The following is a 17,401-nucleotide window of genomic DNA, read 5'->3' as shown; positions in this document are numbered from 1 at the left end:
GTTAATTTATGAGTAGTTTTAGTAAATAAGATTTATAAGCAGTATAAAAGTAAAAAATATAGATTTAAGAATCTTTTTTTATTATTTTTATTAGCTTAGAAATCCCATATTCGCAAAAAGCTTAAATTTTAATAATGAAATTATCGTATCAAATACTTTTGGCATTTACCCTGATAATTTTATTGTCTGTGGCTGATTCCTATACTAATTATATGTTATCTAAAAAGGTACAGCGAAATTCACAGTTTCTTGCCAGATCAGAAGAGATAATTCGAAACTCGAATAAAACACATAAAGCTATTATTGAAATGCAGAGTGCTTTTAGAGGATACTTGCTGACAAATGACGAAACTTTTCTGGATTCTTATTTTAAAGGACGTGAAATTTTGCCAGGTCTGATAAAAGAACAGCAATACAGGATTGGTAGTCAGAATAAACAGCGGGAAATATTAGATTCAATCAGCAGCCTGCACAACAGTTGGCTAAATTATTCTGCTAAATTGATAATTTCGCGTGAAAAGTTTCCTGATTCGTATCAAAATCTTTTTGATAATTCATTAAAAAGGCACATTGGAAAAAAAATAAATGATGCCATTAATCTCAAGTTTGCAAGATTTGACAAAATAGAATATAAAAGAAGGAAACTACATACGGACAGATTGTTGATTTCCTTACAAAATGCCCATACATTTTCTTTTATCTTCCTCACATTAACAATTGTGGTTGGGATTTTTAGTACAGCATATATTCTGATAGTTACTACTAAAAGAATCAGTTCGATGGTAAGCCTTGCCGAAAATATATCGAAAGGTAATTTTACCAGTGTGAAAGATACGGGTAATGACGAATTATCTGCTTTGGCTGTTTCCCTAAACACCATGTCTGAAAAGTTAGATAAGAACATTCATGAATTAAAAAACAGAAATGCAGAGTTAAATAAATTTGCTTACGTAGTATCTCATGATCTGAAAGCTCCTGTGAGGGGAATTCATAATGTTATTTCATGGATTGAGGAAGATTATGCTGATCAGCTTTCACCCGAAATCAAAAGATATTTGAGCATTATACCGCAAAAAACACAGCGTATGGAAGCGCTTATTAATGGTTTGCTGGACTATGCACGACTAAACCTTAAGACACCGCCAGAAAGCATAAAAACAAATGAACTTGTTCAGGAAATTGCAGATTCTATTGTTCCAAGATCCTTTACTCTTGAAATTGGTGATCTGCCTGATTTATTTACAGAAAGAATTAAGCTAGAACAGGTTTTTGCTAATTTGATCAGTAATGCAGTAAAATATACACCAAAAGAACAAGGTGGAATAATCCAGATTAAATGCAAAATATTTGCGGACTTTTATGAATTTTCAGTTAAAGACAATGGTATTGGTATTGCCGAAGAATTTCATCAAAAGATATTCGAAATATTTCAGACACTTCGTGAGCAGAACGAGCAGGAGAGTACAGGAGTAGGTCTTGCAATTGTAAAAAAAATAATAGACGATCAGCAAGAATCCATCACAGTAAAATCGGTATTAGGAGAGGGTGCTGAATTTATTTTTACGTGGCGAAATAGTTAAAATATAAATATCAGGAGTAAATACGTATTCCTGCTTAAAAATAAACATTTTATAAGGATGAAAAAACCAACGATCTTATTAATAGAAGATGATGAACTTGACATCATAAGTGTGGAGCGCTCATTGAAAAAAATTGATAGTGAATATGTGCTCCATACCGCTTATAATGGAATTGAAGCCTTAAAAATCCTTAGGGACAAAGATTCAGGATTAATTCCGGATGTCATTCTTCTGGATATTAATATGCCCAGAATGAACGGCATAGAGTTTTTAAAAATTATAAGAGAAGATAAAAAACTAAAGAATTTAAAAGTTTTTATAATGACAACTTCTTCTGAAGCTGACGACAGATTTGAGGCAGAAAAATTAGGGATATCAGGATATATTATCAAACCTCTGAATTATACCGACAATTCAAAAAGACCGGATTCTATGGAGGCTTTTGTACAATTTTATTTAAGGAAAATATTACTTGATGAAAACATGTAAAACCTGTTTTTAATGCTAAATTAGAGGTTTATAACTGGAATTTAAAAGTGCAATAAATTGGTTGGCAGATTTTTTTAAATCATTCTTATAAAGAATTGAAAACATGAAAAAAATAAAAAATAATACAGAAAATCCCGAAAGTGTGATAGTAATTCCGGTAGTTGCCGGAGAAAAATCTCTAAAGACTAAAACTAAAAAAGCAGATGTAGGGGATTCTATTTTAACTGATGCGGAGTTTCTGAAAATTTTGCTTAAGGTTAAAAATGGTAATTTTGCCCAACGCTTTCCAACCGATCAAAACGGTACTAAAAGATCGATTTGTGAAACTTTAAATGAAATCATCGATCTTAATGAACGCATGGTTTTTGAATTCCAAAAAGTTGGGAAAAGCATCGGTAAGCAAGGAAAACTGACAAATCGTGTAGCACTCGACGGCGCAAGAGGTTCATGGAGTTCCTGCGTAGATTCGGTTAACACACTAATTTCAGATCTGGTACACCCGACAATTGAAATTGCACACGTAATTACATCGGTGGCAAAAGGAAATCTTTCACAGGAAATGCCGCTTTCCATTGAAGGAAATCCGCTTCAGGGGGAATTCCTTAGAATTGCAAAAGAGGTAAACGGAATGGTAAAACAGCTGAACCTTTTCTCAATGGAGGTGACGCGTGTGGCACGTGAAGTAGGTACAGAAGGAAAACTTGGAGGGCAGGCAAAGGTAAGAGGTGTTGGAGGAGTTTGGAAAGATTTGACCGACTCAGTAAATAAAATGGCGAGTAACTTAACCGGTCAGGTACGTAATATTGCCGATGTAACCACGGCGGTGGCAAAAGGTGACCTTTCGAAAAAAATTACCGTTGACGTAAAAGGAGAAATCTTAGAGCTTAAAAATACGATTAACACGATGGTGGATCAGCTGAATTCATTTTCTTCTGAGGTAACCCGTGTGGCGCGTGAGGTAGGTACAGAAGGTAAATTGGGGGGACAGGCGCAGGTAAAAGGTGTCGGCGGAACCTGGAAAGATTTAACAGACTCTGTAAACCAGATGGCATCAAACTTAACCGGTCAGGTACGTAATATTGCCGATGTAACAACCGCGGTTGCAAAAGGAGATTTATCTAAGAAAATTACCGTTGACGTAAAAGGAGAAATCCTGGAACTTAAAAATACCATTAACACGATGGTAGATCAGCTGAACTCGTTTTCATCTGAGGTAACGCGTGTGGCGGTAGAGGTAGGATCGGAAGGAAAACTGGGAGGTCAGGCAAAAGTACGAGGTGTTGGTGGGGTTTGGAAAGATTTGACCGATTCGGTAAATCAAATGGCAAGTAACTTAACTGGTCAGGTACGTAATATTGCCGAAGTAACAACAGCAGTGGCAAAAGGCGACCTTTCGAAAAAAATTACAGTAAACGTTGCAGGAGAGATTCTGGAACTTAAGAATACCATCAATACGATGGTGGATCAGCTGAACTCCTTTGGTGCCGAGGTAACCCGTGTGGCACGTGAGGTAGGATCAGAAGGAAAACTGGGAGGTCAGGCAAAAGTAAAAGGAGTTGGTGGAACCTGGAAAGATTTAACGGATTCGGTGAACCAGATGGCATCGAATCTTACTGGTCAGGTACGTAATATTGCTGAGGTAACAACCGCGGTGGCAAATGGTGACCTTTCTAAAAAAATTACAGCCGTTGCCGAAGGAGAGATTCTGGAGCTTAAGAAAACGATTAATACGATGGTGGACCAGCTGAACTCCTTTTCATCCGAGGTAACCCGTGTGGCACTTGAGGTAGGAACCGAAGGAAAACTGGGAGGTCAGGCAAAAGTAAAAGGAGTTGGTGGAACCTGGAAAGATTTAACGGACTCAGTGAATCAGATGGCATCGAACTTAACCGGACAGGTGCGTAATATTGCCGAAGTAACTACTGCAGTAGCAAAAGGGGATTTATCCCGTCAGATTACCGTAGATACAAAAGGAGAAATCCTGGAACTTAAAAATACGATTAATACGATGGTGGGGCAGCTGAACTCGTTTGCATCCGAGGTAACCCGTGTGGCACGTGAGGTAGGAACCGAAGGAAAGTTGGGAGGACAGGCACAGGTAGAAGGTGTTGGCGGAACCTGGAAAGATTTAACGGATTCAGTAAATCAGATGGCGGGCAACCTTACAGCACAGGTACGTAATATTGCTGAAGTAACAACCGCGGTAGCAAAAGGGGATTTATCCCGTCAGATTACCGTAGATACCAAAGGAGAAATCTTAGAGCTTAAAAATACCATTAATACCATGGTGGATCAGCTTCGTGACTTTGCTTCGGAAGTAACCAGGGTATCCAGAGAGGTAGGTACAGAAGGAAAACTAGGAGGTCAGGCGAATGTACCCGGAGTTGCAGGAACCTGGAAAGATTTAACAGATTCGGTGAACCAGATGGCGGGTAACTTAACCGCTCAGGTACGTAATATTGCCGATGTGGCGATTGCCGTAGCAAATGGGGATATGTCCCGAAAAATTACGGTTGACGTACGCGGAGAGATTCTTCAATTAAAAGAAACCTTAAATACAATGGTGGACCAGCTTCGTGAGTTTGCCTCTGAGGTAACGCGTGTGGCAAGAGAGGTAGGAACCGAAGGAAAACTGGGAGGTCAGGCAAATGTACCGGGTGTTGCCGGAACCTGGAAAGATTTGACCGATTCGGTGAATCAGATGGCGGGTAACTTAACGACTCAGGTACGTAATATTGCTGAGGTAACCATCGCCGTGGCAAATGGGGATATGTCCAAAAAAATTACTGCAGACGTACGTGGAGAGATTCTTCAATTGAAAGAAACCGTAAATACGATGGTGGATCAGCTTCGAGCTTTCGCATCGGAAGTAACCCGTGTGGCGCGTGAGGTAGGAACTGAGGGGAAACTGGGAGGACAGGCTTTTGTACCGGGAGTTGCGGGAACCTGGAAAGATTTAACGGACTCAGTGAATCAGATGGCATCCAACTTAACAGGACAGGTTCGAAACATCGCAGATGTAACCAAAGCGGTAGCAAACGGTGACCTTTCGAAACAAATTACCGTTGACGTAAAAGGGGAAATTCTGGACTTAAAAAATACCTTTAATACAATGGTAGAACAGCTGAATTCATTCTCTTCTGAGGTTACCCGTGTGGCTCGTGAAGTAGGAACCGAAGGAAAACTGGGAGGTCAGTCTGAAGTAAAAGGGGTTGCCGGAACGTGGAAAGATTTAACGGATTCGGTTAACGTAATGGCATCGAATCTAACAGGTCAGGTACGTGGAATTGCAAAGGTTGTAACTTCGGTCGCAAAAGGAAACTTAAAACAAAAGTTATCAATTGATGCGAAAGGTGAGGTAGCACAATTAACCGATACAATCAACGAAATGATTGACACCTTGGCAACCTTCTCTGATCAGGTAACAACTGTGGCGCGTGAGGTAGGTGCAGAAGGTAAACTGGGTGGGCAGGCAAATGTACCTGGAGCTTCGGGAACCTGGAAGAACTTAACAGAAAACGTAAATCAGCTTGCGGCAAACTTAACAACGCAGGTACGTGCGATTTCGGAGGTAGCATCGGCGGTAACGCAAGGGGATTTAACCCGAACCATTGGTGTTGAAGCCAAAGGCGAGGTGGAGGCCTTGAAAGATACGATTAACCAGATGATTTCGAACCTTAAAGCAACCACTTTAAGAAATCAGGAACAGGACTGGCTGAAATCGAATTTGGCTAAATTTACCCAAATGCTTCAGGGGCAAAAAGAATTGCATTCGGTTACCAAGAAAATCTTATCAGAGCTTGCAACCGTAGTAACTGCACAACACGGATTGTTTTATATTTTGCAGGAAGATGAAAATTTCGAGAATTCAAAATTGAACCTGATTGCTTCTTATGCTTACATCAAAAGAAAAAATTCCCCTACCCAGTATGCAATGGGTGAAGGGCTTATAGGTCAGGTTGCAGTTGAAAAAGAACGAATCATTTTGAGTAATGTTCCTAAGGATTACATCAAAATTAATTCAGGTCTTGGAGATGCAAAACCCAAAGACGTTATTATTTTGCCGGTATTATTCGAAGGACAATTAAAAGCGGTTATCGAACTGGCTTCTTTGGATACTTTTAGCGAAACGCACCTGGATTTCCTTGAAGGATTAACGGAGAGTATCGGAATTGTATTAAATACGATCGAATCGAATTCCAGAACAGAGGAATTACTTGTTCAGTCACAATCATTGGCAAATGAGCTTAAAAGCCAGCAGGAAGTACTGAAAAATACTAACGAAGAGCTGGAAGAAAAAGCCATTTTGTTAGCGAATCAAAAAGAAGAAGTGGAGCTTAAAAACCAGGAAGTTGAGGTTGCCAGAAAAGCATTGGAAGAAAAAGCCGATCAGCTGACTTTAACATCTAAATATAAATCGGAATTCTTAGCGAACATGTCACATGAGTTAAGAACACCGCTGAACAGTTTGCAGATTCTGGCCAATGAATTAATTGCGAATCGTGACGGTAATTTATCCGAAAAACAAATTCAGTTTGCTAAAACTATTAACTCATGTGGTGATGACCTTATTCAGCTGATTAATGATATTCTGGATCTTTCGAAAATCGAATCCGGATATATTTCTGTCGATTACAATCCGATCAGTTTTAACGATATCAGCCGATTTGTTGCTTCTACTTTCAACCCGATTTCTGAAGCCAAACATGTTCGTTTTGATATTATTATGGACGAAGATCTTCCTGAAGTGATGGAAACCGATTCGCAGCGTTTGAATCAGATTTTAAAGAACCTGCTTTCAAATTCATTCAAGTTTACCGAAAAAGGACAAGTAAAACTTAAAATTTATAAAGCCAATAACAATTGGAAAACTAATAATTTAAGTCTTGAAAATGCTGAAGCGGTAGTGGCTTTTGAAATTTCGGATACCGGAATTGGTATTTCCAAAGAAAAACAAAATATCATATTTGAAGCTTTCCAGCAAGCAGAGGGTTCTACAAGCCGTAAATATGGAGGAACAGGTCTAGGATTATCTATCAGCCGTGGACTTTCCGATTTATTGGGGGGAAGTATTGAATTGGAAAGTGAAATTAATGTAGGAAGTAAATTCACTTTATTTCTTCCTATAAAATATGTCCACATTGCCGAAGTACAAGATATTGATGTAAATGAAGACAATGATGACAAAGGAAAGATTAAATCATTACCATCAGAAAAATTCAACAGATCCGACATAGAACTGTTTTTTGTTGATGAGCTAGGAGATGACAGAACGGATATCAAACCCGATGATAAAGTACTTTTGATTGCAGAAGATAATTTAATATTTGCCAAAATTATGCTGGAACAGGCGCATAGCAATGGCATTAAAGCTATTGTTACTACAAAAGGAAATGATGTTATTGATTTTATCAATCAGTTTAATCCCCATGCAATAACAATGGACCTAAACATGCCGGATACGAGCGGATGGAAGATTCTGGACCGTTTAAAAACAGATTTTAACCTGCGTCACATTCCGGTGTATATTATTTCCGGAGAAGATGAGAGAAATAAAGGTCTTAAACGTGGTGCGAGAAATTTTTTCGTAAAACCGGTTAAGAGTGATTCATTGAATTATTTATTTAATGATATTCATGATTTTAAAAATAAAAAGATAAAAAACCTTTTGGTAGTCGATGATAATCAGGCAGAATTAGACAGGATTATCAAAGCAGTTGATGGTGATGACATCACGATTTTTAGTGCGAAAACGGCTAAAGAAGCAGTAAAACTCATACAGGAAAAGTCATTCGACTGTATTATTTTAGATTTAGTGCTTCCTGATGCAGATGGTCTCGATATAATTACCGATCTTGAGAACAATATTGCAGGACAGGAAACGGCTATTATCATACATTCTGCAGGAGATGTTACTAAGAAACAAAAGTCAAAACTCAACAGATTTGCGCATAGTATCATTACTAAAAGTGTAAATTCTTTGGAAGAATTAGTAGATCAGACGGCCTTATTTATGCATCGTGTTCATAAAGAACTCCCTGAGGCTATGCGTGAAACCATAGAGTCGTTTTATTTGAAAGAAGATGTCCTGCCAGGCAAAAAAGTATTACTGGTTGATGATGATGTTCGAAACCTGTTTGCGCTCACTACGGCATTGGAGCGCTATGGATTAAACGTTATCAGTGCAGAAAGCGGCCAGGAGGCTATTGATTTGCTTAATGAAGATAAAAATATTGATATTGTTTTGATGGATATTATGATGCCTGAAATGGATGGTTATGAAACGATGAAACGTATTCGAAAAGACACAAAACATAAGGACCTTACTATTATCGCAGTAACGGCAAAAGCGATGAAAGGAGACAGACAGCGCTGTATAGAATCAGGAGCTTCAGATTATATGACCAAACCTGTAAATGTTGAACAGCTCTCTACACTAATGCGTGTGTGGCTTAAATAATTCGAATTGTATTCAATAAAAAACAGAATGGGAAAAAACAACGCAATAAAAATCTTAACTGTGGATGACAAAAAGGAAAACCTGCTTTCTTTACAAGTCATCCTGGCTGATCGTGGTTATCAGTTTGTTGAAGCAACATCAGGAAAAGATGCCCTTCGGATTCTGTTGAAAGATCAGGATTTCGCCATTATACTTATGGATGTGCAGATGCCCTTGATGGATGGTTTTGAAACAGCTGAATTAATACGTCAGAGTGATAAGCTTAAACATGTTCCTATTATTTTTCTGACCGCTAATATGAATACGAATGAGTATATATTTAAAGGCTATCAGTCTGGTGCGGTTGATTATATGATAAAGCCTCTGTCACCGGAAATTTTGCAGGCCAAAGTAATGGTTTTTACCGAATTGTTTCGAAAAAACCAAGAACTAAAAAAGAAGGAAGAAGAAACTCATGCCCTGAATGAAATTATTTTAAAGACCAACGCTCAGCTTGCTTCGCAATATGAAGCAATAGAAAAGCATGCAGAGGAACTTAAAAAGAAAAACATGGAGCTTGATGCCTTTACATACATATCAAGCCATGATCTTCAGGAACCGCTCAGAAAAATACAGACTTTTGCGAATCTGATCCTGGCAAACGAATATCCAAATTTATCAGAAGACGGTAAAGCCAAGTTCAATAGGATTCTTTATGCATGCAACAGAATGCGCGATCTTATAAACAGCCTTCTTGCTTTTTCACGCGCAACTCTTGATGACAGAAAGCTTGAAACAGTAGATCTTAATGTTGTTATTGAGGATGTAAAAGCGGCATTACATGAAAATCTACAGGAAAAAAATGCAGTAATTGTGACTGATTTTCATGATACTGTAAAGGTTATTCCGTTTCAGTTTGTTCAGCTAATGGAAAACCTTATTCATAATGCAATTAAGTTTGCACAGGCTGAGGTTCCATTGCAAATTACAGTAAAAAGCTGTTTTGTGAACGGATCTGAACTCGACTTTCAATGTTCTCCTGAAAGTAAGTATTGCCATATTAGCTTTGCAGATAACGGAATAGGATTTGAGCAGGAGCATAATGAAAAAATATTTGGGGTTTTTCAGAAACTTCATAGCCGCGATATATATGAAGGAACCGGTATTGGACTGGCCATTGTTAAGAAAATAATTGAAAACCATGATGGTTTTATAAATGCGACGGGAGAACCCATGAAAGGAGCTACATTCAATATATATATACCTTCTTAATACATTCCGAAAATGTTTATCAAAAATAAAACCATTAGTTTTGGCTAATGGTTTTTTATAAAGGTTAATATTGGAAATTTCGGGGATGGTTTACAGGATCTGGTTCTTCAAGATCCTGATCTACATCATAATCCAGATCGAGAAGGTCTTCGTTAGTGTTTTCTTTTGCAAAATCATTTATATCCCTGTCATTTTCATCATAATCTTCTTCAAGATCATCGTCTATGTCATTTAGATCGATATTATCTGAGCCATTTTTATAAAAATTATTTATCCCCTCATCTTCATTATTGACAATATCATCATCCTGATTTACAATTTCTTCATCATTATCATCATTTTCTCTTTCGTATTCATCCGCATAACTTTTATTAGCTTGGTTCGTTATATCTGAAACTGGTTTCATATCATCTTCCGGGTGATGAAAACTACGAACATCCCGACCGTAATTTTCCCTGTTTTGTGTTGTCATTTGAAATGATTTAAGTTATTACTTTCTCAAACTATAAAATCAAAATTAACTGTAAATCAGACTTTTTGTTTATAGAATTAAGGATTGCGATTATATAATTATAAGTGCTGTAAGTCAATAGGATGAATTTTATCAATAATGATAATTATATAAATACACATGGGTATTTTGTAAGTTTTTACGATCATTTTTTGAAATATTTGAAAAGTATCTTTATTTTAAAGTTACTCAGCCATTTCTTCGTCAAATTTTAATGTATAACTTATGAACAAAAAAGGACCCATAGTAATTATTGAGAATAAACAGGGAGATCGTAAGTTATTTATAGAGGTTTTTTCCGAATTGAATTATCCAAATCAGATAATTTATTTTAACAACCCCGAAACTGCCTGTAATTATTTACTCAGACATAAAATCAAGCCATTTCTTTTCTTTTCGGATATTGTTTTATTGAATGTAATGAATCATAAAGTGATAGAAAATAACCACGACAATGTAGGGACATTGTTTAATTGTCCTTATCTGTTTTTTACAACATCATTTAATCAGACTTACGTAATTGATCCTTACTCAATACCTATTCAGAGTTATTTTACCAGGCCTTATGATTATCTTGAATTCAAAAAAATGATAAAGACAATAATTGACTACTGGTTAAAATCAAAGTCAGTCATTCAGCATCCTAAAAAAACAATAAAGACGAAATCGTAATTTTACTAAAAATGAAGGCACCATTTTTGGTGCCTTTTGTTATTCAGGTAAGTAAATGTGCACAGTAGTTCCCTGATCTCCTTTACTAAATACTTTTATAAAACCTTCGTGGTTGTCAACAATTTTCTTTACAAGCGTTAACCCTAAACCACTTCCATGATATTGATCATTGTTGTGTAATCTGTAGAAAGGGTCAAATATTTTAGTTGCATATTCCTGATTAAAGCCAATACCATTGTCACTTACTGTAATTTTTACGTAATTGCTGTCTTTGTTTCCGTTAATTTCAAGTATTTCCTCAGTCAAAGGCTGCGTTGTTTCAATTTTAATTTCCGGTATAATATTTTCTTTGGTGTACTTTATAGCATTAAGAATTAAATTTGTAAAAAGCTGTTGTATCTGATGGGATATGATGTTTAATTGTGGAAGGGGTGAAATAGTAATTATAGCTTCTTTTTCTACAATAGAATCCCTTATATCTGCAACTGTTTTTTTTAAAACAACATTTAGATCTGTTTTTTTATATTCTTTCTTTACAAAGGTAATTTTCGAATAATTAATAAGGTCGGCAATTAACTGACTCATGTTTGTAACTGAGAAAAGTACTCTTTCGAGATTATGTTTTGCAGTTTCGCTTAAACCTTCTTCATTTTCAAAAATTCTTTTGCAGAACATGTGAATCTTTCGGAGTGGTTCTTGTAAATCGTGACTTGCTGCAGAAGTAAAAGCTTCAAGCTCCTCATTTTGCTTTTGTAATTCGATGTTTTTATTTGTCAGTAATTCATTTGTGGCTACTAAATCCGTAATATCTTCCAGTGCCAGAAGAATTAAGCCTTCAGGAGTTGAGTCAGCTATAAGGCTGGCATTTACTATAATGGTTTTTTTATTGTTGTCAGGACATACAAGATCTACTTTTAAGTTATCTATAGAGAATTCAGCATCAACTTTAATCAATTGTTCCTTAAATTCCGGAATGTCCCATTGGCAATTTCCAATTTCAAAAAGACTGTGACCCTCAGTAATTTTATCCCTTGTATTAAAATAATCGTAAAATGCAGGGTTAGCACTTTTAATAACAAAGTCTTTACTTGTAACTAATAGCGGCTCACGAATGGTATTAACAATTAATTCGGAATAATTACGCATGGATATAAGCTGTTTCTGGCGATCTATAAGTTCGTCATTAAGACACACTAATTCTTCATTATTTGATTGCAGTTCTTCAGTCGTAGTTTCAAGTTCTTCATTCATCGCCTGCAGTTCTTCACCACTGCTCAGTAATTCTTCATGGCTTGTTTGTAATTCTTCAAAAGCAGTTTGTTGCTCTTCCGTAATTCTTTTTATGTTTTCCCTTAACTGTATCAGTTCCTTCTCAAGTTCATTAATACGTTTTTGCGCAGATTTATCATGCAGTTTTTTATCTGAATCAGGGAGTGGCATCTTATAAAAAAGAACCATAAGGTGTTCATCGTCATTTGGAAGTAAAAATATTTCGAAAGAAATCTGATAGGGCTGTCCGTTGACCTTAATGTCGTCTTTCCTGATGTTTTCTTTTTCTTCTTTTATTTTTGAAATAGCATTCTGTAATTCGAATGAAATACCTTCACGTGCCATTTTTAAAATATTAAAATTTGGCTTTCCTGGTGAAGGTGCTAAAAATGGACTTGTGTCACCATGAAAATGTACAATGTCAAGGTTTTTATTGATAATGACACTGGCTGGAGTATATTTCGTTAGTAAGATTTCTGAAGTAATTTTCCTGAAATCATCTTCCGGGGAAGCTTTCATTTCAGATGTATGCAGTTTGACCTGCAAATTGCCCGGAACGGGTTTAAATGACTGTGTCGTATATCGTCCTGGTACAAACTTACGCGCATATATTCTTTCATGTTTTTTTATGCTCTCAAATAAATCCGGAGAGTGGGTTACTGATTCTGATTTTCCCAGAAATAGCATACCCTTTTCTTTTAAAGAATAATGAAAAGTACCTAAAACTTTATTTTGCAGGTAAGGATCGAAATAGATAAGTGTATTGCGGCAGGTAATTAAATCGATTCTTGCAAATGCAGGATCTTTTACAAAATTATGAACGGCAAAAATACACATATCGCGAATGACTTTGTTAATATGGTAATTGCCCTCACTTTTAGTAAAATAGTTTTGAAGTCTTTCTTCTGAAACGGTCTGAACATCCTGGTAAGAATAGATGCCGGATCTGGCTTTTGAAATACATTTTTCGGATATGTCAGAAGCAAAAATCTGTACCTTAATATCGTTGATGTTATTTTTTAAAAAATATTCATGAAGAAAAATGGCTAAAGAGTACGCTTCTTCTCCTGTAGAACAACCTGCTACCCAGATTCGTAAGTTGTTATTTGTAATGTTTTTGATTAAGGATGGAAAAACGGTTCTGGAAAGATTTTCAAAAGCATCCTCATCTCTGAAAAAATAGGTGACGTGAATTAAGAAATCATTAAATAAGAGATCCTGCTCATTTTTACTGTTTCTTAAAAAATTATAGTAATCTTCAATGGTATTTTTTTCTGCTATAACCATCCTCCGCGCTATACGGCGTCTTATCGTAGGATGTTTATAGTGTCTAAAATCATTACCTGTCCTTGAAAAAATAAGATTGATGATTTTTAAGATGATTTCCTCGTCATTTCCCGGGATATGTTCTTCTTCTGTGTAACCATAATTCGAAATATAACTGTTTCGTATTTCCATCAATTGTGACGGAATTTTTTCAGGAGCCAGAATATAATCGGCTGCATCAGTATCTATAGGGCTTTGAGGCATTCCTTTGTAAGCTGCAGTTTCAGGATCCTGAACTATCGTAGCACCTCCAAGTTCCTTAATTTTTTTGAATCCTGCAGTACCGTCAAAACCAGTTCCTGAAAGTATTACACCAATGGCAAAGGTTCTGTACACATCAGCAAGTGATTCAAAAAAAACGTCTATAGTATTATTTCGTCTTTCGCCCCGGGTTCTCTGTTTAAGTCGTAACGTCCCTTCTTCTACTACAAGTAAGTTATTCTCAGGAATAACGTAAATGTTATTCGGTAAAAGATTTATATCATTGATTATTTCATGTACTGGAATAGGTGAGTATTCGGATAGGATTTCTGTAAGACTGCTGGGATAATCTGGTGACAAATGCTGTACAATAATATAAGCCATTCCTGAGTCTGGCAATATTGCAGAAACTACTTTTTTAAAAGCATCCAATCCTCCCGCAGATGCACCAATACCTACAATTGGAAATTTTTTGACTGTATATCGGATTTCATCAGCTTCGGTTACTTTCATGAGAAAAAAATTTTCAACAAATATAACCAGTGTTTTACTATAAAACCAACGCTTTTAGTATTAAGTGGGAATTATGTAATATTTACACTTAAAAGCGCAAGATTGTTATTAACAGGTGTTTATTAATTGTTATAAAAACCTAGACAATTTTGTAAAATCGTTTTCATAGCCCCAAAATCGCTTGGTTTGATGTAATAACCAGTCGCTCCCAAATCCTCAAGTTTATTTGCAAAATCTAACGGTATTGAGGTAGAAAGTATAATTACAGGTATGTCTTTTATGAGTCCTTTTTTATTCATTTCAACTAACAGCTCCATACCATTCATAACAGGCATGTTAATGTCAAGAAAAATAACATCTGGATGTATTTCATTACAAACAAGCTTTTGTAATGCCTGAACAGGATTATGAATTGCAGTGTAGGAGGCTGTGGCTGATACTTCTTCCAGCGCTTCCAGAAAGAAATCACAATCATCATAATCATCATCAATCTGTAAAATATTTTTATATCTCATAATTGTTTTGATTGAATTATTTCAAATAATTACTTTAAAAATTATTCTTTAAAAAGCAGATTCAACCGTCAAATTATATAGAAGTGTAGAATTTTTATCATAATAAGAATTTACAGTTTAAAATCTTTAAATAGTTGGAATTACATTAATCGACCAGGATTTTAACCGAATCTTTCTGATGCAGAACTGCTTCCTTTTGATCTCTTGTGTAATCTTCATCATCACAGTGAGGAGAGCAATTACTGCTTATAATGGCCACAAATGCGACAAGTAAAATAGTGGTTAGGTACGATTTTTTCATAAGGCTTAAATTTGGCAAGTCAATTAATTCTTATAAAAATATTCCGCACATTAACATTAAATTTATATAATTCTGTTATTATATTATATAATACCCATATAGGTATGAGTCTTTTGTGCCTTGAAAATAAATAACCCTGCAAATCCAAATAATTTACAGGGTTGATTGATAATTTTAGCATTATTATATTTAATGCTCATTTGATTCTAAATAAGTTTTAAAATTTAAAAGATCATCTTTTACTATTTTTTCAAAATAGGGATTAAGAAGTTTTGCGGCACCTTCGCCTGCAATTCCAAGTGGTGCGTGATAAGAGATGGTTACGATTATTTCTGTGCCTTCACCACTAGGTCTGAAAACAACTTTTCCAGCATTTTTGATTGATGAATCAGGAAGTGAATTCCAGCTGATCAGTCTTTCTTTTTCGTCTTTAACAATTTCAGCTATCCATGAAATTTTCCCAATTCCTGCCGGACCTTTAGCAGTCCATTTAGAAGTGGTATAACTTAATGGCTTAACTGAATCAAGGTGATTCATGAATTTAGGTAAATTTTCAAAATCACGCCAGAAAGCATAAACTTCACTTATGGGCTTATTGATTGTACTGTTAATCCTGATATTTACATTTGAAGCTTTATCATTTTTTAAATGATCAACAGCATCATAAATTGGGCAATATCCGGATAATCCTCTTAGCAGCATGGTACCTCCTGTACCAATTTGTACAGGGCTTTTCTTTTCCTGTGACAGACCTTTGTATAACAAGTATGTTCCGCTGGTGATCATTGCGATTCTTTCAAGTGTCGATACATTGGTTTTTAATTTTGATTTTTTTTGTGTAGGTGCCGGTGTAAATGTGTTGGTTTCCATAATTTTTATTTTAATATTTCTCGATTATATTTTTTTAGTTTAAACATTAAAAATATGCAGATTAGCAAAATATTGGATTATACTATTTCACAGATAAATTATAAAATTTTGTGTGCTTATCTTTAAGTTGTATTTTAAATGATTTGATAGAATGAATGTTTAAATAAAATAACCGCCCTGAGAGAACGGTTATTTTAAATTGATTAAAGATCTCTGTCACGATACAATTCCCTTTTGTTTCTAATGCTGTCATCTTCATCTAAATCATCATCATCTTCATCAAAATTATTGGTTTCCAGATCATCTTCTTCTAAGTCATCAGTTTCATCGTTGTCTTCAAACAAATCATCCTCTTCTTCGAGTTCATCTGCATCTGTGAAATTTTCATCTTCGAGCTCATCCGGATCCATATCATCCGGATCTCTGTAATCTTCATCCGGATCTTGTTGATTGTAAATATTCTGTTCTTCGTCATTCGTAATTGAATTATCTAATACATTTGATACTGAATCGTCATCTTTGTATTGTTCCTTATCTTGAAAATACAGATCACTTTGATCGTAGTTTTCTCTTTCATCTATATTCATAATAATTAAATTTTGAGGTTATATAGCTAAAGTACAGGTACTAAGAATCAAAAATTTACATCACAATGCAGTTGTAATTACATAATTTACAGGTTATTAGTCTGTTAGTTGTAGATAGGTAATATGAGAGGATAAGCCGGCAGGATCAGATAAGCGATAATGACAATACTCATTACAAAAATGATCACAGTTAATGTTGTCAATAACATAGTTGAATATAAATATTCACCTTTTTGCAGCAGTTTATGCGTTTGTTTGTATTTCCAGTAAGATAATAGAATAGTCAAAGCTCCTGTCAATACTAATGCAATACCGATAAATATTGTAAATCCGTTTTTAGGAATGGTGGCGTCTTTAAAAAATATGGCTGGCAACTGGTTTACAAACAATGAAAATTTTACAATCACGAAACCGAATACCATGATTCCAATGCCCGTGCGAATCCATGACAAAAAAGTTCTCTCATTTGACATCTGTTCATTGATCATTTTTTTATTTTGTTTGTTGTCCACTATCGACTATTTTAATTAGTTGTATTTTTTGTTTCGTTCCCCTGAACCCAGTTTAATGCTTCATTAAAGAATTCTTTTTTATAGCCGCGAAATTCTCCGGGGGCGATATAACTGAACTTATTTGTGAAAGAGATGACGCGTTATCAGAATCTGTTGCGATTGGAGCTTTATTTTATTTTTCTAAATTTTCAGGGCCAATTATAGCATCTTCAATCAAGGCACCCAGCAGTGGTAAATTTTTTAATCCCGGTATCAATCAGAAACAAAAAGTTGATCCAATCAATTTACCGTACCAGTTTTTCAATAGCCGGTGCAATGACGGTTGTATCATCATTTTAGTCACT

Annotated in this window: 12 protein-coding genes; 5 read left to right on the top strand and 7 right to left on the bottom strand. The window is 35.5% G+C overall.

Going from position 1 to position 17,401, the window contains the following annotated elements; translation table 11 throughout:
- The first annotated feature begins 134 nt into the window (after window positions 1–134).
- The 4 genes from K8B81_RS07095 to K8B81_RS07080 all read left to right on the top strand — a co-directional run bounded on the left by K8B81_RS07095 (window position 135) and on the right by K8B81_RS07080 (window position 9,780).
- Window positions 135–1,580: an ATP-binding protein gene (locus tag K8B81_RS07095; RefSeq protein WP_223680333.1), complete on the top strand. Its 1,446-nt coding sequence runs from the start codon at window positions 135–137 to the stop codon at window positions 1,578–1,580.
- 57 nt (window positions 1,581–1,637) lie between these two features.
- Window positions 1,638–2,069 carry a response regulator gene (locus tag K8B81_RS07090; RefSeq protein WP_223680331.1) on the top strand — a complete coding sequence of 144 codons (432 nt, stop codon included), beginning with the start codon at window positions 1,638–1,640 and terminating at the stop codon, window positions 2,067–2,069.
- Window positions 2,070–2,172: 103 nt separating this feature from the next.
- Entirely contained in the window at window positions 2,173–8,529 is a 6,357-nt protein-coding gene (locus tag K8B81_RS07085; RefSeq protein WP_223680329.1) for a HAMP domain-containing protein, read from the top strand.
- 27 nt (window positions 8,530–8,556) lie between these two features.
- Window positions 8,557–9,780 carry a sensor histidine kinase gene (locus K8B81_RS07080; RefSeq protein ID WP_223680327.1) on the top strand — a complete coding sequence of 408 codons (1,224 nt, stop codon included), beginning with the start codon at window positions 8,557–8,559 and terminating at the stop codon, window positions 9,778–9,780.
- Window positions 9,781–9,844: 64 nt separating this feature from the next.
- Here K8B81_RS07080 and K8B81_RS07075 read toward each other — a convergent pair whose 3' ends face one another.
- On the bottom strand, window positions 9,845–10,252 hold the full coding sequence (locus K8B81_RS07075) for a hypothetical protein (protein WP_223680325.1): 408 nt from the start codon (window positions 10,250–10,252) through the stop codon (window positions 9,845–9,847).
- 264 nt (window positions 10,253–10,516) lie between these two features.
- Here K8B81_RS07075 and K8B81_RS07070 point away from each other — a divergent pair, with 264 nt between their 5' ends.
- Window positions 10,517–10,963 carry a response regulator gene (locus K8B81_RS07070; protein WP_223680324.1) on the top strand — a complete coding sequence of 149 codons (447 nt, stop codon included), beginning with the start codon at window positions 10,517–10,519 and terminating at the stop codon, window positions 10,961–10,963.
- 39 nt (window positions 10,964–11,002) lie between these two features.
- Here the strand turns inward: K8B81_RS07070 and K8B81_RS07065 are convergent, their stop codons facing one another.
- The 6 genes from K8B81_RS07065 to K8B81_RS07040 form a co-directional block, all read right to left on the bottom strand.
- Complete coding sequence (locus K8B81_RS07065; RefSeq protein ID WP_223680322.1) at window positions 11,003–14,272, bottom strand: CheR family methyltransferase; 3,270 nt, start codon at window positions 14,270–14,272, stop codon at window positions 11,003–11,005.
- A 122-nt stretch (window positions 14,273–14,394) separates the two neighbouring features.
- Window positions 14,395–14,787, bottom strand: coding sequence for a response regulator (locus K8B81_RS07060; RefSeq protein ID WP_223680320.1), 393 nt, complete (start codon window positions 14,785–14,787; stop codon window positions 14,395–14,397).
- Window positions 14,788–14,932: 145 nt separating this feature from the next.
- Window positions 14,933–15,088, bottom strand: coding sequence for a hypothetical protein (locus K8B81_RS07055; RefSeq protein WP_223680318.1), 156 nt, complete (start codon window positions 15,086–15,088; stop codon window positions 14,933–14,935).
- Window positions 15,089–15,277: 189 nt separating this feature from the next.
- Window positions 15,278–15,958 carry an SRPBCC family protein gene (locus K8B81_RS07050; RefSeq protein ID WP_223680316.1) on the bottom strand — a complete coding sequence of 227 codons (681 nt, stop codon included), beginning with the start codon at window positions 15,956–15,958 and terminating at the stop codon, window positions 15,278–15,280.
- Window positions 15,959–16,161: 203 nt separating this feature from the next.
- The gene (locus K8B81_RS07045) at window positions 16,162–16,545 is read right to left on the bottom strand and encodes a hypothetical protein (protein WP_223680314.1); all 384 of its coding nucleotides are present in this window, start codon (window positions 16,543–16,545) and stop codon (window positions 16,162–16,164) included.
- A gap of 104 nt (window positions 16,546–16,649) precedes the next feature.
- On the bottom strand, window positions 16,650–17,057 hold the full coding sequence (locus tag K8B81_RS07040) for a YidH family protein (protein ID WP_223680312.1): 408 nt from the start codon (window positions 17,055–17,057) through the stop codon (window positions 16,650–16,652).
- Between the last annotated feature and the right edge of the window lie 344 nt (window positions 17,058–17,401).

This window comes from Flavobacterium hibisci, assembly GCF_020026925.1.
GTDB lineage: Bacteria > Bacteroidota > Bacteroidia > Flavobacteriales > Flavobacteriaceae > Flavobacterium > Flavobacterium hibisci.
The sequence above is the reverse complement of the archived record's forward strand: the minus strand, read 5'-3'. Positions and strand labels throughout refer to the sequence as shown.

Bases quoted from the DNA above. Each gene is read 5' to 3' on its own strand.
- K8B81_RS07095 (WP_223680333.1), top strand. From the start codon at position 135: ATGAAATTATCGTATCAAATACTTTTGGCATTTACCCTGATAATTTTA.
- K8B81_RS07090 (WP_223680331.1), top strand. From the start codon at position 1,638: ATGAAAAAACCAACGATCTTATTAATAGAAGATGATGAACTTGACATC.
- K8B81_RS07085 (WP_223680329.1), top strand. From the start codon at position 2,173: ATGAAAAAAATAAAAAATAATACAGAAAATCCCGAAAGTGTGATAGTA.
- K8B81_RS07080 (WP_223680327.1), top strand. From the start codon at position 8,557: ATGGGAAAAAACAACGCAATAAAAATCTTAACTGTGGATGACAAAAAG.
- K8B81_RS07075 (WP_223680325.1), bottom strand. From the start codon at position 10,252: ATGACAACACAAAACAGGGAAAATTACGGTCGGGATGTTCGTAGTTTT.
- K8B81_RS07070 (WP_223680324.1), top strand. From the start codon at position 10,517: ATGAACAAAAAAGGACCCATAGTAATTATTGAGAATAAACAGGGAGAT.
- K8B81_RS07065 (WP_223680322.1), bottom strand. From the start codon at position 14,272: ATGAAAGTAACCGAAGCTGATGAAATCCGATATACAGTCAAAAAATTT.
- K8B81_RS07060 (WP_223680320.1), bottom strand. From the start codon at position 14,787: ATGAGATATAAAAATATTTTACAGATTGATGATGATTATGATGATTGT.
- K8B81_RS07055 (WP_223680318.1), bottom strand. From the start codon at position 15,088: ATGAAAAAATCGTACCTAACCACTATTTTACTTGTCGCATTTGTGGCC.
- K8B81_RS07050 (WP_223680316.1), bottom strand. From the start codon at position 15,958: ATGGAAACCAACACATTTACACCGGCACCTACACAAAAAAAATCAAAA.
- K8B81_RS07045 (WP_223680314.1), bottom strand. From the start codon at position 16,545: ATGAATATAGATGAAAGAGAAAACTACGATCAAAGTGATCTGTATTTT.